Source organism: Synechococcus sp. PCC 7335 (assembly GCF_000155595.1).
Classification (GTDB): Bacteria; Cyanobacteriota; Cyanobacteriia; order Phormidesmidales; family Phormidesmidaceae; genus Phormidesmis.
On the sequence record NZ_DS989904.1, the window covers coordinates 3738786 to 3763993 of the forward strand.

General features: G+C 48.1%; 25 protein-coding genes. 8 read left to right on the plus strand and 17 right to left on the minus strand.

From position 1 onward, the window contains the following. Positions 1-273: 273 nt before the first annotated feature. Both S7335_RS15770 and S7335_RS15775 read right to left on the minus strand, forming a co-directional pair. Positions 274-687 carry a RidA family protein gene (locus S7335_RS15770; protein ID WP_006455534.1) on the minus strand — a complete coding sequence of 138 codons (414 nt, stop codon included), beginning with the start codon at positions 685-687 and terminating at the stop codon, positions 274-276. Positions 688-724: 37 nt separating this feature from the next. After that, positions 725-1621, minus strand: coding sequence for an EamA family transporter (locus tag S7335_RS15775; protein WP_006455818.1), 897 nt, complete (start codon positions 1619-1621; stop codon positions 725-727). Between the two features lie 135 nt (positions 1622-1756). On the opposite strand from S7335_RS15775, the gene S7335_RS15780 reads away from it, so the two are divergent. Beyond that, a complete protein-coding gene (locus S7335_RS15780; protein ID WP_006457480.1) occupies positions 1757-2278 on the plus strand; it encodes a MarR family winged helix-turn-helix transcriptional regulator in 522 nt (173 codons plus the stop codon). Positions 2279-2373: 95 nt separating this feature from the next. On the opposite strand, the gene S7335_RS27900 is transcribed toward S7335_RS15780, so the two are convergent. Then, on the minus strand, positions 2374-3447 hold the full coding sequence (locus S7335_RS27900; protein ID WP_006453846.1) for a calcium-binding protein: 1074 nt from the start codon (positions 3445-3447) through the stop codon (positions 2374-2376). Between the two features lie 845 nt (positions 3448-4292). Here S7335_RS27900 and S7335_RS15790 point away from each other — a divergent pair. The 4 genes from S7335_RS15790 to S7335_RS15805 are packed head-to-tail and all read left to right on the plus strand — an operon-like array spanning position 4293 to position 10291. Then, complete coding sequence (locus S7335_RS15790; protein ID WP_006455852.1) at positions 4293-5699, plus strand: ABC transporter substrate-binding protein; 1407 nt, start codon at positions 4293-4295, stop codon at positions 5697-5699. Continuing rightward, positions 5696-8254, plus strand: a complete 2559-nt coding sequence (locus S7335_RS15795; protein WP_006455419.1) for a hybrid sensor histidine kinase/response regulator — start codon at positions 5696-5698, stop codon at positions 8252-8254. Before S7335_RS15790 ends, S7335_RS15795 begins: the two co-directional genes overlap by 4 nt. Before the next feature lie 5 nt (positions 8255-8259). Next, positions 8260-9864 carry an ATP-binding protein gene (locus S7335_RS15800; protein ID WP_006456335.1) on the plus strand — a complete coding sequence of 535 codons (1605 nt, stop codon included), beginning with the start codon at positions 8260-8262 and terminating at the stop codon, positions 9862-9864. 49 nt (positions 9865-9913) lie between these two features. Next, a complete protein-coding gene (locus tag S7335_RS15805; RefSeq protein WP_006454428.1) occupies positions 9914-10291 on the plus strand; it encodes a response regulator in 378 nt (125 codons plus the stop codon). A gap of 134 nt (positions 10292-10425) precedes the next feature. On the opposite strand, the gene yaaA is transcribed toward S7335_RS15805, so the two are convergent. Continuing rightward, the gene (gene yaaA / locus S7335_RS15810; protein WP_006456685.1) at positions 10426-11190 is read right to left on the minus strand and encodes a peroxide stress protein YaaA; all 765 of its coding nucleotides are present in this window, start codon (positions 11188-11190) and stop codon (positions 10426-10428) included. 87 nt (positions 11191-11277) lie between these two features. Here yaaA and S7335_RS15815 point away from each other — a divergent pair, with 87 nt between their 5' ends. After that, positions 11278-11952, plus strand: a complete 675-nt coding sequence (locus S7335_RS15815) for a tetratricopeptide repeat protein (RefSeq protein WP_006453398.1) — start codon at positions 11278-11280, stop codon at positions 11950-11952. Positions 11953-12155: 203 nt separating this feature from the next. Here the strand turns inward: S7335_RS15815 and S7335_RS15820 are convergent, their stop codons facing one another. The 7 genes from S7335_RS15820 to phnG form a co-directional block, all read right to left on the minus strand. Then, entirely contained in the window at positions 12156-13337 is a 1182-nt protein-coding gene (locus S7335_RS15820) for an alpha-D-ribose 1-methylphosphonate 5-triphosphate diphosphatase (RefSeq protein WP_006455306.1), read from the minus strand. Positions 13338-13398: 61 nt separating this feature from the next. Further along, positions 13399-14154 (minus strand): phosphonate C-P lyase system protein PhnL, encoded by a 756-nt coding sequence (gene phnL, locus S7335_RS15825; protein WP_006456804.1) that lies wholly within the window; start codon positions 14152-14154, stop codon positions 13399-13401. Between the two features lie 11 nt (positions 14155-14165). Next, entirely contained in the window at positions 14166-14945 is a 780-nt protein-coding gene (gene phnK, locus S7335_RS15830) for a phosphonate C-P lyase system protein PhnK (protein ID WP_006453809.1), read from the minus strand. Then, positions 14942-15826 carry an alpha-D-ribose 1-methylphosphonate 5-phosphate C-P-lyase PhnJ gene (locus S7335_RS15835; protein WP_006456742.1) on the minus strand — a complete coding sequence of 295 codons (885 nt, stop codon included), beginning with the start codon at positions 15824-15826 and terminating at the stop codon, positions 14942-14944. The genes phnK and S7335_RS15835 overlap by 4 nt, the downstream gene beginning before the upstream one ends. Next, positions 15807-16964 (minus strand): carbon-phosphorus lyase complex subunit PhnI, encoded by a 1158-nt coding sequence (locus S7335_RS15840; RefSeq protein ID WP_006454951.1) that lies wholly within the window; start codon positions 16962-16964, stop codon positions 15807-15809. Before S7335_RS15840 ends, S7335_RS15835 begins: the two co-directional genes overlap by 20 nt. Positions 16965-16968: 4 nt before the next feature. Next, entirely contained in the window at positions 16969-17553 is a 585-nt protein-coding gene (phnH, locus tag S7335_RS15845; RefSeq protein WP_006457041.1) for a phosphonate C-P lyase system protein PhnH, read from the minus strand. Between the two features lie 2 nt (positions 17554-17555). Beyond that, positions 17556-18026 carry a phosphonate C-P lyase system protein PhnG gene (gene phnG / locus S7335_RS15850; protein WP_006457061.1) on the minus strand — a complete coding sequence of 157 codons (471 nt, stop codon included), beginning with the start codon at positions 18024-18026 and terminating at the stop codon, positions 17556-17558. Between the two features lie 158 nt (positions 18027-18184). Between phnG and phnF the strand changes: the two genes are divergently transcribed. Then, a complete protein-coding gene (gene phnF, locus S7335_RS15855) occupies positions 18185-18940 on the plus strand; it encodes a phosphonate metabolism transcriptional regulator PhnF (protein WP_006457119.1) in 756 nt (251 codons plus the stop codon). Positions 18941-18970: 30 nt separating this feature from the next. On the opposite strand, the gene S7335_RS15860 is transcribed toward phnF, so the two are convergent. From S7335_RS15860 to phnC, 6 genes are all read right to left on the minus strand, one after another. Further along, positions 18971-20011, minus strand: coding sequence for a permease (locus S7335_RS15860; RefSeq protein WP_006454949.1), 1041 nt, complete (start codon positions 20009-20011; stop codon positions 18971-18973). Positions 20012-20092: 81 nt separating this feature from the next. After that, the gene (locus tag S7335_RS15865; protein ID WP_006454626.1) at positions 20093-20554 is read right to left on the minus strand and encodes an ArsI/CadI family heavy metal resistance metalloenzyme; all 462 of its coding nucleotides are present in this window, start codon (positions 20552-20554) and stop codon (positions 20093-20095) included. Positions 20555-20637: 83 nt separating this feature from the next. Further along, a complete protein-coding gene (locus S7335_RS15870) occupies positions 20638-21003 on the minus strand; it encodes a helix-turn-helix transcriptional regulator (RefSeq protein WP_006454188.1) in 366 nt (121 codons plus the stop codon). A 152-nt stretch (positions 21004-21155) separates the two neighbouring features. Then, positions 21156-22031: a phosphonate ABC transporter, permease protein PhnE gene (gene phnE, locus S7335_RS15875; protein WP_006455859.1), complete on the minus strand. Its 876-nt coding sequence runs from the start codon at positions 22029-22031 to the stop codon at positions 21156-21158. An 88-nt stretch (positions 22032-22119) separates the two neighbouring features. Further along, complete coding sequence (phnD, locus tag S7335_RS15880) at positions 22120-23181, minus strand: phosphonate ABC transporter substrate-binding protein (RefSeq protein WP_083785094.1); 1062 nt, start codon at positions 23179-23181, stop codon at positions 22120-22122. A gap of 80 nt (positions 23182-23261) precedes the next feature. Next, positions 23262-24113: a phosphonate ABC transporter ATP-binding protein gene (gene phnC, locus S7335_RS15885; protein ID WP_006456994.1), complete on the minus strand. Its 852-nt coding sequence runs from the start codon at positions 24111-24113 to the stop codon at positions 23262-23264. 410 nt (positions 24114-24523) lie between these two features. Between phnC and upp the strand changes: the two genes are divergently transcribed. Further along, entirely contained in the window at positions 24524-25174 is a 651-nt protein-coding gene (gene upp, locus S7335_RS15890; RefSeq protein ID WP_006455340.1) for a uracil phosphoribosyltransferase, read from the plus strand. Positions 25175-25208 lie beyond the last annotated feature (34 nt).

Here is a 25208-nt window from a genome sequence, read left to right on the forward strand (position 1 = left end):
ATTCCAAAAGAAGACGGTGCTAGCACTAAACTCTGTTCTAACGCGTGCCAAACATCGTCTGGAATTTTTTTGTCCGGATTGAACGCTTTGGTCGCATAGCGCCAGTTGAGCGTTTGAATAATTTGATCTGGAGAAAGGATAGGTTTACTCATAAGAAGTGGTGTTGTTGAAAAGACGAACGTTGTTGATAAAGACGAACGATTAATAGGCTAACAGAACTTAGCAACTAAAAAAGCAACGGTAGACAGGGGGACTATCTTTGGTAGGACTGTTCTAAGCAGGTGAGATGGCAGTGATCGCATCAATTTCAAAGAGCATATCATCGCCCGCTAGCCGGGGAACCGGAATGAGTGTGCTAGCGGGTTTGACTAGCTTGTCTGGCCACAAAGCGTTCCGTTCAGCCGAGATGAGTTTCTGTTTATCAGCATTATGATCAACCGAGAGCACGGTGATCTTGACAACATCTTCTGGAACAGCACCTGCAGCAGCTAAACCTGTTCGCAAGTTTTCAAAAGCCTGCTTGAGCTGCGTCTCAAAACTACCCATTCGTCCCTGCTGGTCTCTACCGCCCTGTCCCGACAAAAAGATTAGAGTTTTCCCCGTAGGAACGACTACAACATTCGTGAATCCATAACTAGAAGGATCGCCAAGATCTGAAGGGTTGATTCGTTGAATTTCCTGAGTCATCAGATCTATCCTCTTCGTTGTATTCTTCCGTTTTTTGTTATCTCTGATTTGTTTTTAACCTGCGCATCAGCTTATGTTGCGACTGACTCTCTTGGCCAATAGCAACGCTAAGTAGCACAATCGCAATGCCAAATGTCTGGCCAACTGAGAAAGTTTCTTGTAAAAAGACATATCCAATCAGCGTGGCTACAACCGGACTTAGTAATCCGAGATAGGAAGCGGCGGTAGGATTGAGTCTATCGATGCCGCGAAACCAAAGCGCGTAGGCGAGTGCAGTTCCGACTAGCCCTAGATAAATAAATCCCCACAGGTTCATTCTAGTGATTTCAGCAAAAGGCCCTTCTACAACTAGTGCAATAGGAAGCAGCATCAGCCCTCCAATTGCAAGCTGCCAAGCAGTGAAAACAATTAGAGAAACCGGGGGATGCCAGCGCTTGACTAATACTGTGCCTAAACCCATCGCACCTGCGCCTGCCAACGCTGCGATGATGCCAATCGTATCCAGCTGAGCGCCCGGTCCAAGAACAAGTAAGCCAACGCCGATAAAGCCCATGAACGCAGCTATCACAGAAAGACTAGAAGGTTTTTGATTTAATATTGTCCAGGCAAATAGTCCTACTAGCAAAGGCTGAATAGCTCCTGTGGTCGCAGCTACACCTCCCGGCAAACGATAGGCTGCGACAAACAGTAGGGCTTGAAAAACGCCAATGTTTAAGCCGCCCAAAACCAGCATTCGCCACCACCAAATACCTTTTGGCAGCTTACGCAGACCAATAGTGAGCAAAAGGCCAATGGGTAGTGATCGCATTGAAGCAACTAGCAGAGGATGACCTGATGGCAAGAGCTCAGTCGCCACTACATAAGTTGTGCCCCAAAAGAGTGGAGCTAAAGCTGTCAGCAGAATATCTGCTGGGCGAGAAGACGTAGAATTCATTTAATCTCGACGATAAGATACTTTATATCAAGATATTAGCATATTTATCTTAGCATCGAGATACTTTCAATCATGATAGTTAGATTTACCTGAGTGGTAGAATTGCTCTCATATAGCTTCAGACATCTTGCTCTAATGGCTTCAGGCACTGTCAATAATGATTCAACTCCTAAAGATCCCGTTGATACCATACTGGCGCAGTGGGCAAAAGAGCGGCCTGACCTCGACGTATCGCCGATGGGGCTAATCGGCAGAACTACTAGGCTTGCTCACCACTTCCGTAAAGCAATTGGTGCAACGTTTGCAGAATTTGGCCTACAGCTCGGTGAGTTTGATGTGCTAGCAACGCTCCGTCGTTCAGGCGCACCTTATCAGCTTTCGCCTACAGAGCTATTTAGATCGATGATGGTCTCTTCTGGCACAATGACCAACCGGATTGATCGACTAGAAAAGGCAGGGCTAGTCGAACGGGTGCCGGATAAACGCGATCGCAGAGGTACGCTGATTCATCTAACAGACAAAGGTTTCGATCTAATCGAATCTGCTGTCACCGCGCATGTTGACAACGAGCATCGCGTATTGGGTGGGTTAGATGAAGCAGACCGAAAAACTCTATCCGACCTGCTACGCAAGCTGTTGCTTTCTTTAGAAAAGTAATTGGGCCGAAGAGATAGAAGATTCTCCGGTTCAAATGATCATGGGAAGATCTGTTCCAAGATACCTGTAATTAAAGATACCCGTGCTACAAGAACCTATAGGGTACCTACAAGCTCGTTAGCCTGTATATCTTCAACAAAGGCCAACTGCTCGTTAGTGTCAGTAAGACTAATCAAAGTGCCGCCTAAACCTTGAGTTATTAAAATATCAACAGAGTTTATTCCATCTAGAATAAACTCATCTACTCCGACTCGAAAAGCAGTGATCGTATCAAGCCCATCACCGGCTCGCAGTACAAACCTATCAGCGCCTCCACCACCAAATAGATGGTCGTTTCCAACCCCTCCATCTAGTAGATCATTTCCTACCCCACCGTTTAGGAAGTCTCGGCCCCTACCTCCGATAAGATTATCATTGCCGCCTTTTCCAAACAGTTTGTCATTGCCAATACCCCCGTTGAGTAGGTCATCACCTCCTCCACCATCGAGTTTATCTCGACCATTCCCTCCAAAAAGCTTGTCATTGCCACCGTTGCCGAAGAGCCTATCATTACCTCCGTCACCATTAAGCAGGTCATTACCAGCTTTGCCAACCAGCTGATCTTTGCCCAAAAATCCATTAATGATATCGATCCGACTAGAGCCTAAAAGCTTATCGTCTGCGTTAGTGCCGTTGATAGGAGAAAGCGGAGACTCGCTAACTTTTATAGAGAAGGTGTATTTAGCAGTTCGAAATTCTCCGGCATCTAATACACCTGCTAAAGAGCCTTGGCTGACTTTATAGCGACCAGATGCCAACGGCAAAAATTCATTAAATAAGTTGAGACTTTTAGAAGGAATATCCACTTGTGCCTTCGGATTTCCCCCTACAGACGCAGCACCGATAAGGAAAATGCTTGTTTGGGAGAAAGTCCCTGCACCTACAGGCAACAGCCCAATATCTAAAGAAACTGACTCCAAGACAGTACCGGCCGGAACGTGGAAGGAAAAGGCATCAAAGTCAGTGTCAATAGGCACAGGCGCATCATTGTTTGAGAATGAGGTTTCGCCAATTACAATATTTGTGCCTACGCCAAAAGCAAAGTCCGGTGAATTACCACCGCTAGGTAAGTCACCATCCACAGCTTCGTCGTATGTAAATGGAGCGGATATTTGTGAGTCTAATGACATAATGAGTTCTCAGGATATAAGGTTATTGAAGTCAACTTATTAAGTCGATTCTGTTGTAAAAATTGCCGAGACAAACTCATTCCTATTAGTCACTCTGCTACCTAAGCGATGAGCGTAGCAATGAGCGTAGCAATGAGCGACACCATTAGGTGATGCTTTGATACAGCAATAGGTCAGTACCAATGGACTAAGTAACTGAGAAAGAGCGGTTAAGAGAGTTTGAACACATCTGAACTAGAAAAGCGATCGCTTTCTATGGACTCTGTTGAAGTAGGTAAGCACACCCCATCGCTGGAGAATAACTTTTTTTGATCAACAATCTATTTATTCCGCAAAAAATCTACTTATTCTTCTAAAATTCCACTGTAGTAATACAAATAAAATAAGGCAAAAGTTGTCTGCTGATCTTGGTATAATCTTCGAAAATATCCTGAAACTAAGGAACATAGATTAGGGCGACAGAGACTGCAAAGATAGAGCAAGAACAGTTGAATTCTATTTATGCGTCTCCTTGTGATGTGTATTCAAGATCTTCGTGTATCTAAGCTCCTAGTATCTAAGCTCCTAAAGTTAACCAGCCAGCTTCCATACCTAAATTCTATGTGAAACAAACTAAGGAAAATAGTACCCTTATAGGTACTGTTTTTGTAGAGAAAAGGTAGCTACACAATCGCGCTCTTTAGTAGCAGAAAACTTAATAACCTACAGGATTGCTTCAGCAGACAGATTGAAGTATACACAGCTAGTTAAAGATACATTGCCATACAGTGAGAAAAAAGCTTGATCGATATCACAATAGATAGTTGACTATATTTTAAAGAGACCTTGAAATCTGTCTGACTGTCATGGTGAACTGCCTAAACTATCGACTCAAAAAAACAGGCTATGGTTTATTGGCTCTACTAGCCTTGCTGAGCGTTGTTGCCTGCTCTCAGTCAGTGCTGATATCTGAACGACCTGCTAGTGAAGTTAATTCAGAGGCTTTGGTAGTCCTTTGGGATAAAGGCTATGTCATCGAAGAGGACGAAGCCATTCGGCAAGTGGTAGAAGATTGGGTAGCGAATGGTGGACTGCCGGTCAAACTATCTTTTTTTAATTCGGGGGAAACCGCACCAAAAACGCTAAGAGCTAGTCGGTCAGGGGCTTCTCCAGATATCCTATTTGCTGCAAAGTCGGTCTATCCTGTTTCTGAGTGGGAAGGCAGGCTGGCTGATGTGACGGATGTCGTAGCTCCACTGGCAGACAGCTACACCGCAGATGCTTTGCAAGCGGCTAAAGTTTACGGCAGCGAAAAGTCTGGCAGTCAAAAAGGCGATCGCTACTACGCAGTACCGCTCAATCAATCAACTATCCATATCTACTACTGGAAAGATCTGCTGCAGGAGGCAGGCTACACACCAGAAGATATTCCAACAGACTGGGATGGCTTTTGGCGGTTTTGGCAGCAGGTGCAGACTAACCTTAGCGACAATCACCCTAACTTACGCAGCATCGGCTTGCCTTATTCTGCCGATGCGACCGATACCTATCATGCCTTCGAACAGGTGCTAGCCGCTTACGATGTAAAGCTCTTAGATGATAGCGGGAATCTCCGTCTAGACGATCCTAAAATCAAGTCTAGAATTGCCCAGTGTTTAGACTGGTATCTTCAGTTTTATCGAGAAGGCTATGTGCCTGAGAGTGCGGTCAACTGGCTAGATCCTGAAAACAATCGAAATCTGTTAGATCGTGACGTGGTAATGACACCTAATCCAACGATGTCAATTCCAGCGGCGGTTCGCAATGATGAGGATATTTATTTTAAGAAATTAGGGTCGATTGAATTTCCAAACACTGTGCGTGGTCTGCCTTCACCCCATTTTGTGAGCATTCGTCAAGCGGTTGTATTCAACGACGCGCCTCATCAACAAGCGGCAAAAGACTTTCTATCTTATTTAGTTCAGCCTGAAGTACTCAACACCTTTTTGAAAACATCTTATGGGCGATACGTTCCCCCCGGTCTAAGTCAAATAGAGGCTGATGATTACTGGCATGATTCTAATGATCCGCACGTCTCAACCGTGATCAAAACAATCACTGAAGGTCGAACGCTGCCTTCTTATAATGCATTAAATCCTGACTATGGCACGGTGATGGAAAGAAATATTTGGGGGCAAATAATTCATAAGATGGCGGTTGACAAACTTTCAGCTCAGCAAGCAGCTGAAGAAGCCATTGAGGCGATCGAAGCAATCTTTCGCGATCGCCTATGACACCCAAAGCTATTCACTCTCAACCGCATCATACTCAGCCTGGTCAATCTGGCTTTGCAGCTCGGATTGCTCGCTCTTTTCTGCTACTAGCGCTGATCGCTGTAGGAATGGTCGGCACAGTAGCCTATGTTCGGGGGCGCCGGGCGCTTGAAGAGGCTGCCTACAATAGGTTGAGCGTTACTGCCACCCTCAAAGAAAAAGAAATCACCCGCTGGCTAGTCGCTTGTGAAGAAGACTTCCTACTGATTGCTTCGTTTCCAACTGTAGAAACAGAATTGCAGACGCTGCTCACTAATCCAGCAGAATCGGCAGCCTATCAGCGGGCCTATCAGCGACTATCAGCCTATCTAGAAGAAATTCAAAATCAAAAGCCAAAGTTTACAGACATTTCTATTCAAAATCGGGCGAATCAAATCGTACTATCAACAAATCCCGAGCTAGAAGGAAAGTATGAGATTTCAACGAATCTAACTGAGGTAGAAGAAGTAGAGGCAGGAGAGACATTTGCACCTATCTTCTATGTTTCTCCTAAAACTGGAAAACCCGCCATTACCTACGCGACCAAAGTATTGGATACAGAAGGCAATCGCCAAGGGATGATTTTAGCTAATCTCAACCTAAAGCGGATCGACGATATCATCTCGGAGCGAACTGGCCTTTCCGATACAGGGGAAACTTATCTGGTTGGTCTGCTAGCCAATAAAACAGCTTTCATCTCACGCGAGGGCACCGACAACCCCCTTGCCCAGTCTCCTCAGAGTGAAGGAATTGCTGCTGCCTTCGAGCGACAGAATGGAGAAGGGCTCTATGACAATTATCTAGGTAAGCCTGTAATTGGGGTCTATCGTTGGCTATCCGGTCAAGACCTCGCTTTGCTAGCAGAGATGAGTCAGCAAGAAGCATTTTTACCTGCCCGTCGTTTGGCGATTACTTTGACGATAGTTGGCTTAGGATCAGCGGCTATTCTACTGCTTGGTGTGAACCGATTAGTGCGTCAGCTTAGCCGTTCTCGTCTGCAGATTGAAAGCTATAGCCAGCAGTTAGAAAAAACGGCGCTAGCTGCAAATACGGCCAACAAGGCAAAAAGTGAGTTTTTAGCAAATATGAGCCATGAACTAAGAACCCCGTTGAATGCGATTCTTGGATTTACTCAGCTCATGCAAAGCGATCACGCTAACACAACCTATTTTCAAAAGGAGCGCTCTTCTGACTACAACAACTATCTTGGGATCATCAGTCGTAGTGGTGGTCATTTATTGACACTGATCAACGACGTACTCTCGATGTCCAAAATTGAAGCAGGGCGGCTAACACTTGATCCTACCTGTTTCGATTTACGCTATCTGCTACGCACACTTGAAGAAATGCTTTCTATGCGAGCAGAAGCTAAAGCGATTACGTTATCTGTGCAGGTTGATCAAGCAGTTCCTCAATTTGTTAAGACCGACGAGGCTAAGCTTCGACAGGTGCTGGTAAATCTAGTAGGCAACGCAATTAAGTTTACGCCCACAGGCAGCGTAACGCTATCGGTTTCCTGTGAAAATATCCCTTCATTATACCGACTTAATTTCAGCATTGTAGATACAGGCGTCGGTATCTCTGCTGAAGATCTCTCATGCCTTTTCGATCCCTTTTTTCAGGCGTCTAGAACCCGAACGGCTCATCAGGGAACTGGTTTAGGTCTAGCGATCAGTCAGCGCTTTGTACAGATGATGGGCGGTGAGATCAACGTCGAGAGCATCGTTGATCAAGGCTCGACGTTCTCCTTCTCTATTCAAGCGCAGCCCGCAGAGCTAGACGAGCTGCCGACCGCTCCTATCGGCACGGTGGTGTCACTAGCGCCTGGTCAGCGGACCTATCGAATTTTGGTGGTAGAAGATGTGGATTCAGCTCGAAGTCTGATGCTGGCGCTGCTATCCCCGATAGGGTTTGAGGTGCAGGCAGTGACCAATGGTGAAGAGGCGATCGCAGCTTTCAAGTCCTGGTGCCCTGATCTAATCTGGATGGATATGCGGATGCCCATTATGGACGGCTACGAGGCGACTAAACAGATTCGAGCGATCGCTGCCAACCAAGATATTTCTACCAAGATTATTGCCGTCACAGCTAGCGCCTTTGAAGAAGAACGCGCTCAGGCTTTGGCCTGCGGATGCGATGATCTCGTGCGTAAGCCATTTGATACTCAGACCATCTTTGAAAAAATGACTGAGCAGCTAGGCGTGCAATACCTGTATAGCTATGACCTGGCTAGATATAGCTCAAGCAGTGATATTCCTACACTACCTCAAAACCTGAGCGCTCCAAGCTTAGCCGCACATGAGCCAAACGACCAGTCGGCTTCATTTTCCCGTCCAGCCAAACCGCTGCAGCCAGAAGATATGACTGTCATGCCCGCTGCCTGGCGAGCCAAGTTCCAGAAGGCGGCCATAGCAGTCGATGCCGAACAACTCTATCAACTCATCAGCCAAATTCCAGAGAGCAACGATCAGCTAGCCGCCTCGCTTACCCAAATGACTCAAAACTTTTGCTTCGATGAGCTTATTGAATTGACCTAAGACCTATGCTTGATCCTTCATCGCTTCCTGTCAATCCGACAGCTGTCAAGACTACCCACCTAAGCCAGAGGCACTCAACAGAGGTCAGGCCAATCAAAGCCGACATTCTTGTCATTGATGACACCCCTGAAAACCTACACCTACTCTCCACCATGCTCAGCGAACGGCAGTATAAGGTGCGTAGTGTGACGAAGGGATCAACAGGATTAAGAGGGGCGATCGCCGCGCCGCCCGACTTAATTTTGCTAGATATCAACATGCCTGAAATGAATGGCTATGAGGTTTGTGAGCAGCTAAAGGCCCATGAAACCACTTGTGATATTCCCGTCATCTTTATCAGCGCTCTAGGCGACGTTCTAGATAAAGTCAACGCCTTCAACGTCGGTGGTGTTGATTTTATCACCAAGCCTTTCCATGTAGATGAAGTCCTCGCTCGCATTCAAACCCATCTCACTCTGCACCGTCTACAGCAGCAGCAACAGGCTCATACGCTACGCTTACAGCAAGAGATAGACAACCGTCGGCGCGCTGAAGAAACCTTCAAAAAGTCTTTTAACGCTAGCCCTAGTCCGATTGCGGTTACCAGACTCAGTGATGACACTTTCATCGCTGTTAATCCTAGCTTTTTGCGTTTGAGCGGATACTCGCAGCCTGAGATAATGGGGAAAACAACTGCTGAACTAGCGATGTGGCAAGACCAATCCCATTATCAAGCAGCGATTTCTCAAGTCTCTTTGAACGATTCTTTTGACAACGAAGAACTAGAGTATAAGACCAGACAAGGAGACTTAAGAATTGTGCTGGCCTCGATCAAGAAAATCGTACTTGATGGCGAACCCTGCGCTTTGACCATTATCAACGACATCACCGAGCGTAAACGATTGGAGAACGAGTTTATTTCTGTCGTTAGCCACGAGCTACGTACCCCTATGCACTCGCTTGCAGGCGCATTAGATCTGCTGAGCACTGGCGAGCTAGGCGTGCTAACAGAGCAGGGCCAGCAAATTCTCTCAGTAGCGACTACGAACGCAGAGCGACTGATTCGCCTAGTTAATGACATCCTCGATTTAGAGCGGCTAAAGTCCGGCAAAATGAGCGTCAATCGCTCTAATTGCAATATCGCCAATTTAGTCACGCAGGCGGTAGAGTCAATGCAAGCCATGGCAGATAATGCTCAAGTGCAACTGCAGGTACAGTCGATGTCCGTACCTGTGACTGTAGATTGCGATCGCATTCTCCAAACCCTGACTAATCTGCTGAGCAATGCCATCAAATTCTCTCCCGCTGGTGGCACAGTACTGCTAACAGTTGAGTTGGATAAACCTACTCTAGAAGAACCTGCTTCGAGCAACACGCTTCAAACAGTTCCTCAGCTTCATATCACCCTAAGCGATCAAGGTAGAGGAATTCCCTTTGAGCAATTAGAAACTATTTTTGAAAGATTTCAGCAAGTGGATGCGTCCGACTCTCGCAGAAAAGGCGGAACTGGACTAGGGCTCGCCATCTGTCGCCAGATTCTCCAGCAGCATGGAGGTCGAATTTGGGCAGAAAGCACACTAGGTCAAGGCAGTACTTTTCACGTTTGTCTGCCTACAGGCTCACCTGTCTAGAGAATATTGTCTAAAGAAGATAGAAACGATTTAGGAGAAAGGGCAGCTGATGTCTAAAACCGTGTTGATTGTAGATGATGAAGCGGATGCCCTAGCGATCGCCGTGCTAGCCCTACAGATGAAAACTGACTGGATATTGCTCCAGGCTAGCAGCGGACACCAGGCCTTGGAAATTATCCTAGAGCAAAAGCCGGATCTAATCTTGCTCGATATGATGATGCCAGATATGGACGGCCGCGCCACGCTGAAAAAAATTAGAGAAAAGTATGACTCCCAGGCCCTGCCGGTGATCTTAGTAACAGCTAAAGTTCAGCCAATTTCTCAAACGGGTATTGATCCAAACGATGTTACCACTGTGTTTATCAAGCCCTTTCGCCCGCTAGAACTAGCCGACCAGATTCGAACCGTCTTAGGTTGGTCAAACTAACTGAGCTATTTCTGTCCTAGTGGAAGTGAAACGAACGTGTTGGTAGCCGACTACCGTGATCAGAGCGAATAACAGAAACCTTTCGCGAAGTAAGCATGCATACAGATGCTATACCTCTTACCTCCATCATCTTTCTAATCACGGCAGAAGACCCAGCTATCCGTTGTTGAAAGCGATTTGTTGAAAGTGTAGCCATCGCTATCGAATCCTTTGATAAGTGTGGGGTTATCGATGCGATTGCGAATTACAAAATCTACCATCAGTCCTCTAGCTCGCTTAGCGTGGATAGCGATAGTTTTATAGATGCCCGCTTTGTTTTCCTTGAACTCAATATTTAGGATTTTCGCCTTGATAGACTTTTGTTGAATTGCCTTGAAATATTCGTTCGAGGCCAGATTCAATAGACAGGGTTCGCTTTCTTTTACTAGCTCAGCATTGATCAGATCAGAGATTCGTTCACCCCAAAATTCGTAGAGATTCTTACCTTTCTTGGTTGCTAGCTTGGTACCCATCTCTAAGCGATAGGGCTGCATTAGATCGAGTGGACGCAGAACGCCGTAGAGACCTGATAAGATTCTTAGATGATCTTGGGCAAACGTGAGATCGTCTTCGTCATAGTCCTCTATATGGATGCCTTTATAAACATCTCCATCAAAAACTAGCAGAGCCTGTTTAGCATTCTCTAGGGTAAAGGGCGTTTGGAAGTCTTGGTAGCGCTGGTAGTTTAACTGGGCCAGCTTATCGCTAATCTTCATTAGCTCTGAGAGCTGCGCTTGATCGTAGCTGCGGAGTTCTTTGACAAGCTGTTCGCTTTGGTCTAGAACGACAGGCTGAGTGAAGTGAGGATAGTTAGCTCCTGTGTAGTTTAAAGTTTTGGCAGGGGAAATGACCGTCAACATCGATACCGACTCCTTTGAACCGCTTTGCACTAGCGCTAGATTACACCGCGGTACAATACAGGATGATAGCTATTTTGATGATTATCCATGACCTTGGAGCCAGGGCAAATCCCCCAGCCTGATACTTCGACTTCTGATGATGTCCGATTGAATGATGGTGAAAGAGACGGTAGAGAGAATGACATAAGCAGTCTAACTACTTCAGATGACAAGCCGGACACTACCCGCTCAGCGCTCAACCGATTGAACAATGCCGAAAAGAAAGCCCAGGCGGATGCTGAAATGGCTAGCGGACAGTTTCTCTTTGAAAGAGGACGCTACAAACAAGCGATCACGCATTTTCAGACTGCCCTATCCCTTTCTAACCCGGTAGGTAGCCGAGGGGGTGAAATCCAGCTATGGCTAGTCAACGCCTATATCGCTAGCGGTAGGGAGGAAGAAGGACTAGCCCTTTGCCGCAAGCTAATTATGCACCCTGATCTAGATACCAAACAGCAGAGCAAACGTATCCTCTACATTCTAGAAGCTCCTGAGCTAGAGCTAAAGCCAGAGTGGGTGACGAAGATCCCAGATTTGGCAAATATGGATGACGATACCCAGATTCGCTACGCCCAAAGGCCTAAGAGGCCTCGCCGTCGTAAGCCTAAGTCCGAACCAGAACCGCTTGATCTAAGCGAGGTAAACACTGCCGATAATCAATTTGTCTGGATTGCCCTACTCGGTATCGCCTTGACCCTAGGCGGTCTGTTCTGGCTCAGCTAGCTGTCCCTATTTAGCGCTTTTTAGCGCTTGGATACCTAGCCAACTTTATAGAAGCCTCTACAGAGGCTATTTATGTAGGCAGCGGGCAAGTGTAGGGACAAAATGAACGTACGTACGGTGAGTTAGATCTTTGGCTAAGTCGACCCAGATACGGAGTTTGACGGCATCTTTAGCATAGGGCTGCTGGATAAAAAGGGCAGGCTTTACGCGATCCGATGGCCGCTTTTTATGACTCGAGTAAGGCGAGGGACAGGCGCTTTGTGCGCCGGGCTATATCCCACACAGAGAAGGTCGGCGAGTTTGTCCGTTTCGAGGCTGCCGCGATCACTCTCTAGCTGAATGGCGATCGCACCGTTAATCGTTACTGGCTTCATAGTCTCGTAGATAGGTTTACCCGTCACTTCAGCCATCACAAAAACAGATTGCAGCAAACTATGCGGCACATAGTCCGATGAAATTAGATCGACAAGATCTCGCTTCACTAGCTCCATTGCCGACACGTTCCCAGAATGAGAACCGCCTAAGACCAGGTTTGGCGCACCCATCAGAACCTGAAGATTATGAGATCTAGCTGCTTTGGCGGCGGTGAGTGTAGTCGGAAACTCAGAGATATTTACCCCTTCGCTAACGGCTTGCTCAACATGTTCTACGGTGGCATCGTCGTGGCTAGCGATAGAGAGCTGATGTTTGCTAGCTAGAGAAATGAGACCTTTTCGGCTTTTGTCCGCGTATATCTTCTGCGCTTCGATTCTCTCTTTAATGAACTCATCAACTTGGTCAGCGCGAAGGCCGTGCTTGCCCATATAGTATTCTCTGAACTTGTCAAGCTTAGCAAACTGACGTTGACCTGGCGTGTGGTCCATCAGCGAGATGAGCGAAAGCGCAGGATAGTCTACATAGTCACTGACAATATCAGCAACCATCTCGTAGGCAAGTTCGCAGCGCAGGTGCAGGCGATGGTCAATTAAGAGTTCCTCGGCCGCTTGGCGATCGCGCACCGCTTGAATCATATTGTCGTAGTCTGTTTTGCGAACCGATTCGCCAGGGGTGACATCACCGATGGCGATCGCATCACAAACTGTCGTAATACCTGCAGCAGCAAGATCTCTATCGTGATAGGTAACCGCCGCTTCGAGCGGCCAGCGAATGCCAGGGCGCGGAGTGATACAGCGCTCTAGATTATCGGTATGCAGCTCTATCAGGCCTGGTAGGAGATAGTCCCCCTCTCCATCGATGATGTGGCTGTTGTTGAGGTGACTACTATTAGAAGAGGGCAATAAGTCAGGCTGAATATCGGCAATCAGACCATCTCGAACAACCAGCGTTCCTAGAACTTCTTCGGTGGGGAGCTGAAGGCGATAGTTCGTGTAGATACTTTCTTTCATAGTTGGTAGCTGGTACGGTTCTATCTAGATTTAGCTATTCGGCTAGCGCAATCAGGAAGTCTCAATCATGCAGTGCGAAGGTTAAGGATTGGTTGCAAACCTGATTTCTCACGGACTCATCGTGGAAGATTCCAATCAGCGCACAGCCTTGTTGCTTCTTTTCTTCTATGAGCTGGACAATGACCCTACGATTATCAGCATCTAAGGCCGAGGTGGGTTCATCTAAAAGCAGGATGGGATAGTCGTCTGCAAAGGCTCTAGCAACGTTGACGCGCTGCTTCTCACCGCCGGAGAATGTTGTTGGAGAAACGCTCCACAGTCGTTCGGGCAGATTGAGACGAGAGAAAAGAGATCGCACCTTCTCCTTTGCCATCGCAGGTGAAATACCAGAATCTACCAGGGGCTCTGCGGCGACATCTATTGCCGATACGCGAGGAATTACTCTTAGAAATTGACTCACATACCCGAGAGAATAGCGCCGAATATCCATCAGTTCATGTGTCTGAGCGGTCACAACGTCGTGCCACTGGCCTCTGTGCTTGATCCAAACTTCGCCCCTGTCTACTTGGTAGTTAGCGTAGAGCGATCGCATAAAAGTCGACTTTCCCGATCCTGATGCCCCTTCTAGCGCAACGCAATCACCCGGCTTCACGGTCAGCGAAACCCCTTCCAACACCGGAAAGTGGATACCGCCTTGATTATGAAGCGTGAATCCTTTGTATAGGCTGCGGGCGCAAAGCAGTGCTTCATCAGGGAGCAGCGGCGGCACAGGAGAAGATATAGGTAAGCGTTCGAGTAGCTGAGCTGGATCGGACATGCTGTAAAGACCTATGGGACGAGCGTAGCGCTGATAAGCGATTGAGTATACGGATGGTGCGGGTCGTCGAGGACTTGATCGGTAAGCCCTTGTTCTACGACTTTGCCGCGATTCATCACGAGCAGACGATGGGCGAGCAAGCGAATAACGCCGATATCGTGGGTAACTAGAATGACGCTAAGATTGAGGCTGCGCACAAGCTGACGCATTAGATCCAACAGTCTGGCCTGCACCGATACGTCTAGCCCCCCTGTCGGTTCGTCCATCAGTACAAGACGAGGCTGAGTGACCAGAACGCGGGCAAGCTGAAGGCGCTGCTGCATCCCACCAGAAAACGTACCAGGCAAATCGTCCATTCGACTGGTTGGAATCTCCACCTGTTCGAGCCAGCGTCTCGCTTCGGTGCGGATGTTGCCATAGTGCCGATGCCCCACATCCATTAAGCGTTCGCCAATGTTCGCACCTGCGGTCACTTTCATTCGCAGTCCGTCGGAAGCGTGTTGGCGCACAAACCCCCATTCGTTTCGCATTAGCCAGCGGCGGTCGGATTCAGAAATGCTGAAGATATCGAGCGCTTTGTCGCTGCCGTTCCGAGGGCTGCGGTAGGTGACTTGGCCGCTATCCGCAGGAATATGACGAGCGATCACACTTAACAGAGTGGACTTACCCGAACCGGATTCACCAATAATGCCGAGAATTTGTCCTGGATAGAGAGAAAAGGAAATGCGATCGCACGCCCGCACCGAGCCATATGTTTTACTGATGTTGCTCACTTCTAAAAGCGGTTTCATTTCTCACCTGCCTGTTTAATCGCAGTCTGCATACGGTTGCAATAGTCCGTATCAGAACAAATCCACAAACGCCCACCATCGTTATCAACGACGACCTCGTCCAGATAGCTTGCTGTAGAACCGCAAAACTCACAGGGCTTGTCCCACCGCTCTACGCTGAACGGATGGTCCTCAAAGCCCAAGCTTTTTACAGAGGTGTAGGGTGGCACTGCATACAGCCTCTTCTCCCTACCCGCCCCAAAAAGCTGCAGCGCCGGATTCATATCTAGCTTGGGATTATCAAAGCGAGGAATTGGGCTAGGCCGCATCATATAGCGATCATTTACTATCACCGGATAGTCATAGGCAGTGGCGATATGCCCAAAGCGCGTGATATCTTCGTAGAGCTTCACGTGCATTGCACCGTATTCACTCAAAGAATGCATTTTGCGCGTTTCTACTTCCGAGGGTTCAATCCACCGCAGCGGCTCTGGAATTGGAACCTGATAAACTATCGTTTGTCCTTCTTTTAGCGGCGTCTCGGGAATGCGATGGCGAGTTTGAATCACGGTCGCTTCTGTTGTTTTTTCAGTCGTTTCTATGCCGCACACTTTCACAAAAAAGCGTCGAATATTCACCGCATTGGTCGTATCGTCCGCACCTTGGTCAATCACTTTGAGCGTATCGTTTGCGCCAATCACAGAAGCGGTGACCTGAATACCCCCAGTTCCCCACCCATAAGACATCGGCATCTCACGCGAGCTAAACGGGATTTGATGGCCGGGAATAGCAATAGCTTTAAGCAGACTACGGCGAATAGATCGTTTTGTTTGCTCATCCAAGTAAGCAAAGTTAAAACCTGGCTCTACGCTGCTTGTCGCGTCAGGCAACTTTGTTATCATGACTAATACCTCCATCCGATACGCCAATCTGCTGAGAATCTATCTGCTGAGATGACGACTTATCAGCTTCGTACTCTTCTCTCATCTTGCGAACCAGATTCAGCTCCGCTTGGAAGTCAATATAGTGCGGCAGCTTCAGGTGTTGAACAAACCCCTGCGCCTCGACGCTATCACTATGAGAAAGAACGAACTCCTGCTGCTGGGCTGGTCCTTTAATCTCCTCTCCAAATTCCTTTGCTCTCAGCGAGCGATCGACTATCGCCATTGCCATTGCCTTGCGTTCGTTGTAGCCAAAGGTTAGACCATACCCCCGTGTGAACTGGGGCGCTAGCTGCTTCGATCCTTTAAACTGATTCACCATTTGCACCTCGGTCACGGCTACTGTACCAAGGCAAACTTCAAATCCTAGCTCTTCTGGGCAAATCACAACCTCCACTTCACCCATCCGAATCTCGCCCGCGAACGGATGACTGTTGCCATAGCCACGTTGCGAGGAGTAGGCCAGACTGAGCAGAAACCCCTCGTCAGCGCGGGTAAGATTTTGCAGGCAAGCATCACGAGAAGCTGGAATGTGCAAAGGCTGACGGGTCAGATCGAAGGGTTCTGGCACCGAGTTCTCATCTAGTGGTGGCTCTGACTGGATGAGTCCTTCATGCCCAAGCACATCTAATGCTCTAGGTGTTTCTGTAGATGACGACTCTTTTCTGGGGAAAGTCGGCATATTATCTTCGGCCGCAAGCTTAAAATCTAGCAGTCGGTGAATGTAGTCAAAGGTAGGACCAAGCATCTGACCACCTGGAATATCTTTGAAGATAGAAGAGATCCGGCGTTGGATAGACATTGCATTGGTGTCTATCGGCTGACTGTAGTAGAAGCGGGGAAGTGTGGTGCGGTAGGCTCGCAGTAAAAAGATAGCTTCAACAAGGTCGCCCCAGGATTGTTTGATAGCTAGAGCGGCTAAGTCTGGGTCGTAGAGGCTGCCTTCGCACATGACTCGATCTACAGCCAGACTCATCTGTTGTTTTATTTGGGAAAGGCTGAGTTCAGGAAGGGTATGTTCGCCCCTGCGACGGGCCTTTAGCAAAGCTTCCGCATTCCGAATTGCCTTTTCGCCCCCTTTTACAGATACGTAGGACATAGGCTTAACTGTGAACGTGAGTAGTACGAGGCAGACCAGCAACAGAATCATGAGCAAACATAAAGCAGTCCAGGCCACGAGGATAGAGAGTATTGTTTTCGGGCCACTGCTTCCAAAAGGCAGCAGGCAATCTAGGCGAAAAAGAAAGACTTCCCAAAATGCCAGGACCATTAAGTTGCTTAGATTCACCACCATCAAGTCCTTTGACCTGAACAAGTAGCGTCGTGGAGCGTTCAGGACATTCAGCACTTCCCCAATTGAAAGCGCTCAAATCAATTTCTGAAGAAAAGTTTGCAACAACGGCGAAATCGGCCTCACTGGGGTCTGTTGTAAATCGGCATCCCGTATGAAAACGCAGCCAGTTTCGCACCGACGTTGGTAAGCTAGGCTGCAACCAAACAGCGGTTTCTATATCAACAAGTGAAAGGCAAGCCGCGGCGCAAATAGGGGTAAGACCATCAGGTGCAGTGATATCTACTCGAAGGCGGTAAGGACGCCCGGGATGAGAGAGCGCTTCTAACAGATTTTTGAAGGTACATTGAGCGTCATGGACTGTGTCTTGGAAGCCAGGCAGTATCGCTGCGCTCATGACTACTCTCCTCTAAGCAAGGTGAAGAACTCGACTTGCGTAGCGGCTGTCTGCTGCTGAGTTTCCCGACTGTGACGCTGATAGGCTGCTTGCAGCGGCGCTATGACAGTGGACTTTATCTGGTAATGCCACCGATGCTGCTGTAGTAGTGCGTCACAGACAGCGGCAAGCTCAGCGTGGATTTGAGAGCGGCCCGCCACATATCCAAACCCAGATGATTCTTCATCTGATTTTGTGCCTACAGATGTTGTGAGCTGAACGACACATCGGGTCACTGTCATCTCTCCTAAATTAAAGGCCTCACCCCCGCCGCCTGCCCTGCCGCGTACCATCGTCAGGCCGACTTCGGGCGATCTCAAAAAACGATACTTAGGTAAATCACCCAAATTTCTCACACACTGCTCTAATAGGTCCAAAGGCGCTTTCGCTAATACAGCCATCCATGCCTGTCTGTCTGCTCTATTCATAGTCATAGATACTCTAGTTGTAACCGGCTAGACTAATTAGCCTAGATGTATAGACAATTTGGATTAGGATTAGAGTATGCCGTATGCTTTCAAATTCTGCAAGACTTTCTCGGCACTAAGTGTTGTCGAATACATCTCGACTCAAATACATTTTGACTAAATTGATGATTCACTCCGCCGCACCGCTATACGTGCAGATTGCACAGCAGCTCCGCAACAACATTCAGGCGGGTGTGTACAAAGTGGGCGATCGCCTTCCTCCAGAATCACAGCTATCACAGCAGTTCAGTGTCAACCGCAACACCATCCGACAGGCCATATCACTGCTCAAGCAAGAAGGACTGCTGCGCTCCCAACGCGGTAGCGGCACCTTTGTGGCCGCGCCCATCCGCTACGCCATCGGTCAGCGAGTGCGTTACAACGAAGCGCTCAAAGCGCAGGGACATAGTGCCGCTTTTACTCTTATCAGAGCAGTTGAAGTCTCAGCTGATGTCTCGGTAGCGAAGAAATTGAGTATCGAGCAAGGCGCGCCTGTTGCTCATGTAGAGCGCTTAGGAACGGCAGACGACGAACCGATCAGCGTCGGCAGTGGCTACTTCCCGCTGGCACGATTCCCCGATCTATTGAGCGAAGAGAGCATATCGTATTTGGTAGAAGTTGGCTCGATTTCTCGGTGGCTACGTGATCGCTACGCAATAGACCATATCCGCCTAAGCACGTCAGTATCCGCAAGGCTTGTACAGCCGCGCGATGCCAAAATGCTAGAGCTGCCACTCAATCAAGCTATCTTACTGGCAGAGTCGGTGAACGCAGACCAGCAAGGACGACTGATTGAATACGGCGTCGCTAGACTAAGGGGCGATCGCATGGAAATGGTGTTTGATAACGTCGCAAAAGCGAGCAAGGCAACCCACGACTAAGGACAACGGAAGATTGGACAAAAGCCAAGATTAGATAACAGCGCTAAAGACAAGACCCGCTAGAACAGAGCCTATAAAGGCAAAGCCGAGATACGCGAAAAAAACAGGACGACGTGCTAATGCAAACACTGCAATCATCGCCGGGATGCTAGTCGCCCCACCTGCTAGCAAGAAAGCCATACCTGCACCAGGATTCATTCTCTGAGAGATGAGTCCATCGACCAGCGGTAGGGCCGCATATCCATTGAGATAGGCAGGCGCACCGATAAAAGCAGCCACAACGATTGAAAATAAGCTATCATCCCCACCCACTGCGCCGATCCAACCATCAGGCACATACGCCAGCATCAGAGTCTCTAGCAGAAAAGCGAGAGCTAGCCACTTGCCCAAAAACCAGGCGCTCTTGCGCGCTCCCTTCCAAAACTTCTGCCAACGCTTCTTCTCTAGCCAGAACCACCAGACGACAGGCTTTGGATTCCGAACGCTGCTGCCAGCACAGCCGCCATCATTTGCACCTTCTTTGAGCGGATCGAAGAAAGACGCTTTTGCAACGCCTAGGCGAATGAGCAATAGTGTGCCAAAACCGCCGAGCAGCCCAATGGCGACAGTTGCGACAGCCTTAGCGATCGCAAACTTTAACCCCAATGTGCCTAACGTCAGCACAAACATAGAAGGATCCATCAGCGGTGATGATAACCAAAAAGCCATAACGCCCGCCACCGGAACCCCTATCGTCAACAGCGCAGCAATTAGCGGAATAACGCCGCAAGAGCAAAAAGGAGAGAGTGCACCAAATAGTGACGCGATTGGAATCATGACAGCAACGCGGCCTTGAAATGCTTTTCCAATCAGATTATCGGCGCCGCTAGCCTGGGCAGAAGCAGCAATCCCAATAGAGAGCAGTAGAAAAGGCGTGACCTCGACAAGATGCCAAAGGGTAGCAGTAAGGCTGACGTTAGCTTGCGCAGGATCAATAAACGTGAGCGCTAAGACGATCAATGCCATTGCTAAAAACACGCTATCTAGTCGCCGCACGCTGCGGTTCAATCGAGTGAGCACACTAACAGCCATAAGTTATCTCCTGAGTTAAGTAAGTACACTTAGATAAGTACTGGTTTGTAGCTGAAAGACGACCTTGGAAAAATCGACGGTTTACCTGCAGCAAGTGGGAGCGCAGTAATCTTTCTCAGCGGTTTCAGGTTGGCTAAAAGCCGTATCGATATTCAGTTCAGGTGCAGTATCTGCAACGTGGACTACGAAAATTTCCCAGAAATTACCATCCGGATCACTAATCCAGGCTTTGTCTTGTAGGGCATAGCAGCAGTCTGTGTTGAACTCTTCTGAGGGGTTGAGTCCGGCGGCTTTTAGTCGGGCGATCGCGCTAACCACTGAGTCTGCACTATCCACCTGAATCCCAAAATGGGATAGCTTCCCGGTCTGCAGAGGCGTACCAGTAGCGTTCAGCGTTAAATTTAAAGATGGATTCTCAATATCAAGCTTGGCATAGCCTACCTTGTGCTTAGTAGGTGGAGTCTCAAATAGAGCTTGATAGAACGCAACAGAACGCTCTACATCAAAAACTTTCAATGCAATATGGGTTTTGTAGGTTGCCATTATTTCTCCTTAGACATTTCTAGAAATATCGAAATAAGAATAAGAAGGTGCTATCTTGCTAACGCCATCTCGCTAAATAGAAGTCAGTCACAGCAGCCAGGATTCGATGCGCTGTTAGCAATGGTCTGACCAACATGCTCGATGCTCACGACGTGGTTGCGCGTGCAGCACTCCTCAAACAAAAAGTCAATTAAGCGAGTTAGCGACTTTTCTTCAGCGCGGTACCAAATCCACTGCCGATCCTTTTTAGAGGTCACAATGCCTACCTGACGCAGCTTATCAAGATGGTGGGATAGCGTTGCGCCTGCAATCCCTAGCTCCTTCTGAATTTCCCCAACAGGCAAGCCTTCAGGATAAGCAGACAGCAGCAGACGCACAATTCTCAGCCGTGACGGCTGACCTAAAGCGGCAAATGCATCTGCTAGATCCTCAAGCGATGACTCGTCCATAGCACTTACTTCCATATTTTCATAATAATCGAAATGGAGGATGCTAGGAAAAAATTGACCAATATCTACAATGGTTAGACCGATGGCACAGAGGCTGGCACGTTTTGATCGAAGTCCTATGCTCGCGACTCTGCTAGCAAAAACTCTCTGCACTAGATAAACTGTCGTCGCAGCCACGCAGACGCTGCATCAATCAAACCGACTGCCACAATAAGAATCAGTAAAATTGCACACACTTTCGTGTAGTCAAAAGAGCGAAAGCTTTGATAGAGAGAGACGCCAATACCCCCTGCACCGACAATGCCAAGCACGGTAGCCGAGCGTACATTAGACTCAAACCGATAGAGCACAAAGGAAATCCAGAGTGGAATTACCTGAGGAACCACACCAAAGAGAATCTCTTGAAGTTTGCTAGCACCTGTAGCGCGTACGCCTTCGATTTGTCCAACATCTATATTCTCAATCGCTTCAGAAAAGAGCTTTCCTAAAATACCAGCAGTATGAACGAAGATAGCAAGTACGCCTGCAAAAGGGCCTAAGCCAACAGCTACAACGAATACCAACGCAAACACAATCTCATTGATGGCTCTCATCGCGTCCAATAGTCTTCTTGTGGGCTGCACAATCCAAAAGGGACAGAGATTACTAGAGGCTAGGATAGAGAGCGGCGCGGCCACAAATACGGCAAGTAGCGTTCCCCATATACCCATACCGATAGTTTCGATGATGTCAGCAAGATAGGATGACCAGTCGGAAAAATCTGGTGGAAAGTAGCGGCCGACATACTCTCCCATCGTACCGCCACCCTCGAGTAGCTCCGCGAGGTCAATCTCACTAACGACACCGGCGTACCAGAGCATGGCGATAGTTGTGGTGATGCCTGCTAGCCGTCTAACAACTTGAGCTGAGGTTAGGCGATCACGCTTTTGCATCTCCAAAACAGCAGGCGATACTGATAGCTCATACTGTTCAGTAAAGTTTTTGTCTGAGTCATTCAGAGAAGATTTCTTATCAGTAAAAAGAGACATATAACAAAACGTTCTTTAATGACATAAACCGACCTAGCTTTTCTTTTCACAAGAGGTCTAAGTCGGTTTGTTTGTAGGTAGCTAGCGCTTATTTGACTGCTTCTAACGCTTGATTTAGCGCTTCTAAACGAGCTTCTTTAGCAGCTGTATCCAAACTGTCGTCGTTTTGAACTTCTAGAATAGTCTTTCCGATCTCTAGTTCGCGTACGGTGTTCCAAGTCGTGTCGTCAGCTTCGTCAAAGCCACTCCATTCCAAGGGGCCAAGGACTGTCTCGTCGTTGTAGCTATAGAAGAAGTCTTGAATCTCTCCTTTCAAGCAATCTGGTAAATCACTACGGTACGCGATAGGATCGCTAGGAATCTCAGGAGAAGTCCAAACGACTTGAATATTTTCGAACGCTTCGGGATCGTTCTTTTCAACTTCTACGAGCGATTCACTGTTGTTGGTAGCAACGTCTACTTGATCGTTGGCAACTGCTAGGGCAGTCGCTTCGTGGCTACCTGCGAACACCAACTCGCTAAACGCTTCTTCAGGATTCACATCGTTCTGAGCGAATACATAGTAGCTAGGCACCAAGAAACCGGAGGTAGAGTTAGGGTCGTTAAAAGCGAAGGTTAGATTTCCTGCGTTTTCAACAACGTACTCGTCGCCGTTGCCAGCTTCTACATCGATATCAGCCAGGATAGGATTCTCTTTGTTCGTGATTAGATAAGCGTAGTAGCCTTTACTGCCGTCAGAGCCAACGGTCTGAGCAAACGCTTCTGCATCAGAGCGCTCAGCGGCTTCAATGTAAGATTTACCGCCGAACCAAGCCATCTGAACTTTGCCTGCGCCCATCGCTTCGATGACGCCTGCGTAGTCCGTCGCATAAGACGCATTTACGTCACGACCAAGTGCATCAGAAAGTGCAGCGACGAAGGGTTCCCACTTTGGCTTTTGGTTTGCTTGAGACTCAGTAGAGATGATTCCGAACTCGAGTTCGGTTAGTTCAGGTGCGCAAGCGCCACCGGTGGCGACAGGATCCGCAGAGGTTTGTTCATCTACAGTGGCACTACCGCTACAGCTAGCCAGTACGGTAGTGCTAAAGAGCACAGCAGAGCAGAACGTTGCACATTTCGTGAACGTGGTGTTTTTGATAGGGTTTCGCATGGGAGTTATCGAGGATTCCTGTAGGTTCAAATAAAAAATTTAGGCAGTAGGAAAAATACTAGTAAAACGCTAAGCAAAGGCTATCTGGTTAGAATTTCGGCGTGACCACGGTGAACGAGCTCTTCAGCAGCAGCGCCATATATATTGCTGAGGCGATCGTCTAGAAGATCAACAATAGGTCCGTCGTATTGAACGGTTCCGTCTCGTAGGGCGATCGCGCGATCACAATAGAATCGAACCATCTGCACCTGGTGCAAAGAGGTAATCACTGTCAACCCGCCTGTCCGGTTGAGTTCGACTAGCAGCTCCATCACCCGTCTTGCCGATTCTGGATCGAGCGAAGCGATAGGTTCGTCGGCTAAGATTATCTTTGCCCCTTGCATCAAGCAGCGGGCGATCGCCACCCGCTGCTGCTGTCCGCCTGAAAGCAGCGCAGCTCTTTTATAGGCTTGGTTCAAAATTCCAACTCTATCTAACGCTGATAAAGCCCTTATTTTTTCCGTCTTGCTGAAAAGACGAAAAGCTGAGCGTAAAGGTGAAACCTGAGACAAGTTGCCAATCAGTACATTCTCTAAAACGCTGAGACGATTGACGAGATTAAACTGCTGAAAAATAAAGCCAACTTGACTACGCAATCGTCGCGCTTTTGAATGGAGTTTTCCATCTGCCTGCAACGGCGTATCAAATATCTTTATCTCACCACTATCTGCAAGCTGCAAACCGTTCATCGTTCTAAGCAGCGTAGACTTCCCGGAGCCAGATGCGCCCACTAGCGCCACCATCTCTCCGACTTTAATAGTCAAATCAACACCGCACAACGCTGGAATATTACGGAAGCTTTTACTAAGGCGAGACACTGCTACCGCTGACAGGGTCGGTGGTGCAAAGTCAGACTTAGAAGTATCTACACTTTCGTTTTTGACAGAAACCAAAACATTTGCATCGCAACGTCCTCAACACTCAATCACAGAGACTTATACGATGATTTAAGCTTTAGTAGTCTAAAGATTATTGAGAAGTAAAATCGTGGTTAAGATACAGAACAGTGAGTACTTCTAAAGTGAAACCACAAAAGAACTAAGGTCCAAAAACCACCCCAAAACGTAGGCTAGGGCCATGGGCTCTCCAACTCATCAGTCATCTAGACCCGCACTCTCATCAGAGACTACAGCACGGAATCTGCAATCCTTATTTCCTTATCAAAGTGAAATGATCGCTTATCGGTCTACTCAATCTATACGGCTAGATCTATACAGCTGCGAAAGGGCTAAGCCTACAGCAAATCGCTATACTTCTCTTCCCAGCAGTATGATGGTTTGGAACCCTTTCTCGTCCTAGCTTTATGGCTCCGCAACTGCGTATTCACGTTCCACCTCATCCCTTGATCAAGCATTGGTTAGGCGTTGTCCGTAGCGCCACTACACCAACAGGCGTCTTTCGCAGCGGAATGACAGAGTTAGGACGCTGGCTAGCCTACGAAGCAGTGCGCGACTGGCTACCAACTACGGATATGACAATAGAAACACCTCTGACAACATGTCCGGCGACTTTTGTTGACCCAGATGTACCAGTCGTTGTAATTCCTATTTTGCGTGCGGGTTTAGCGCTAGTAGAGGGCATTCAGAGCGCGTTACCGAATAGCTATACTTATCATATTGGGTTGGCTAGGAATGAGGAAACACTCGAACCTTTCTGGTATCTCAACAGGCTGCCAGAAAGGTTCGAGCCAAACACTAGAGTGGTGATCAGTGAGCCCATGATGGCAACAGGCGGCACGATGATGGCGACAATGGCTGAATTGACCCAGCGGGGCGCAGACCCAGCACTGGTGAGAATCATTTCGGTAGTCGTTGCCCCACCTGCCTTGCAAAAGATTGCTGAGTCGTATCCAACGGTGGGGGTGTATACAGCGATTATCGATGAGGGATTAGATGAGAATGGATTTATTGTGCCAGGGTTGGGCGACGCAGGCGATCGCACTTTTGGCACATAATCTCTCGACACATCGTTTTTTGGTTTGATGCCTT

Coding starts and splice junctions, on each gene's coding strand:
- S7335_RS15865 (WP_006454626.1), bottom strand. CDS start 20,554: ATGGCAACCTACAAAACCCATATTGCATTGAAAGTTTTTGATGTAGAG.
- S7335_RS27900 (WP_006453846.1), bottom strand. CDS start 3,447: ATGTCATTAGACTCACAAATATCCGCTCCATTTACATACGACGAAGCT.
- S7335_RS15870 (WP_006454188.1), bottom strand. CDS start 21,003: ATGGACGAGTCATCGCTTGAGGATCTAGCAGATGCATTTGCCGCTTTA.
- S7335_RS15795 (WP_006455419.1), top strand. CDS start 5,696: ATGACACCCAAAGCTATTCACTCTCAACCGCATCATACTCAGCCTGGT.
- S7335_RS15780 (WP_006457480.1), top strand. CDS start 1,757: ATGGCTTCAGGCACTGTCAATAATGATTCAACTCCTAAAGATCCCGTT.
- phnF (WP_006457119.1), top strand. CDS start 18,185: ATGATTCACTCCGCCGCACCGCTATACGTGCAGATTGCACAGCAGCTC.
- phnH (WP_006457041.1), bottom strand. CDS start 17,553: ATGAGCGCAGCGATACTGCCTGGCTTCCAAGACACAGTCCATGACGCT.
- S7335_RS15840 (WP_006454951.1), bottom strand. CDS start 16,964: ATGTCCTACGTATCTGTAAAAGGGGGCGAAAAGGCAATTCGGAATGCG.
- phnG (WP_006457061.1), bottom strand. CDS start 18,026: ATGACTATGAATAGAGCAGACAGACAGGCATGGATGGCTGTATTAGCG.
- S7335_RS15815 (WP_006453398.1), top strand. CDS start 11,278: ATGACCTTGGAGCCAGGGCAAATCCCCCAGCCTGATACTTCGACTTCT.
- phnD (WP_083785094.1), bottom strand. CDS start 23,181: ATGCGAAACCCTATCAAAAACACCACGTTCACGAAATGTGCAACGTTC.
- phnE (WP_006455859.1), bottom strand. CDS start 22,031: ATGTCTCTTTTTACTGATAAGAAATCTTCTCTGAATGACTCAGACAAA.
- upp (WP_006455340.1), top strand. CDS start 24,524: ATGGCTCCGCAACTGCGTATTCACGTTCCACCTCATCCCTTGATCAAG.
- S7335_RS15800 (WP_006456335.1), top strand. CDS start 8,260: ATGCTTGATCCTTCATCGCTTCCTGTCAATCCGACAGCTGTCAAGACT.
- S7335_RS15835 (WP_006456742.1), bottom strand. CDS start 15,826: ATGATAACAAAGTTGCCTGACGCGACAAGCAGCGTAGAGCCAGGTTTT.
- S7335_RS15805 (WP_006454428.1), top strand. CDS start 9,914: ATGTCTAAAACCGTGTTGATTGTAGATGATGAAGCGGATGCCCTAGCG.
- yaaA (WP_006456685.1), bottom strand. CDS start 11,190: ATGTTGACGGTCATTTCCCCTGCCAAAACTTTAAACTACACAGGAGCT.
- S7335_RS15770 (WP_006455534.1), bottom strand. CDS start 687: ATGACTCAGGAAATTCAACGAATCAACCCTTCAGATCTTGGCGATCCT.
- S7335_RS15820 (WP_006455306.1), bottom strand. CDS start 13,337: ATGAAAGAAAGTATCTACACGAACTATCGCCTTCAGCTCCCCACCGAA.
- phnK (WP_006453809.1), bottom strand. CDS start 14,945: ATGAAACCGCTTTTAGAAGTGAGCAACATCAGTAAAACATATGGCTCG.
- S7335_RS15790 (WP_006455852.1), top strand. CDS start 4,293: ATGGTGAACTGCCTAAACTATCGACTCAAAAAAACAGGCTATGGTTTA.
- phnL (WP_006456804.1), bottom strand. CDS start 14,154: ATGTCCGATCCAGCTCAGCTACTCGAACGCTTACCTATATCTTCTCCT.
- S7335_RS15775 (WP_006455818.1), bottom strand. CDS start 1,621: ATGAATTCTACGTCTTCTCGCCCAGCAGATATTCTGCTGACAGCTTTA.
- S7335_RS15860 (WP_006454949.1), bottom strand. CDS start 20,011: ATGGCTGTTAGTGTGCTCACTCGATTGAACCGCAGCGTGCGGCGACTA.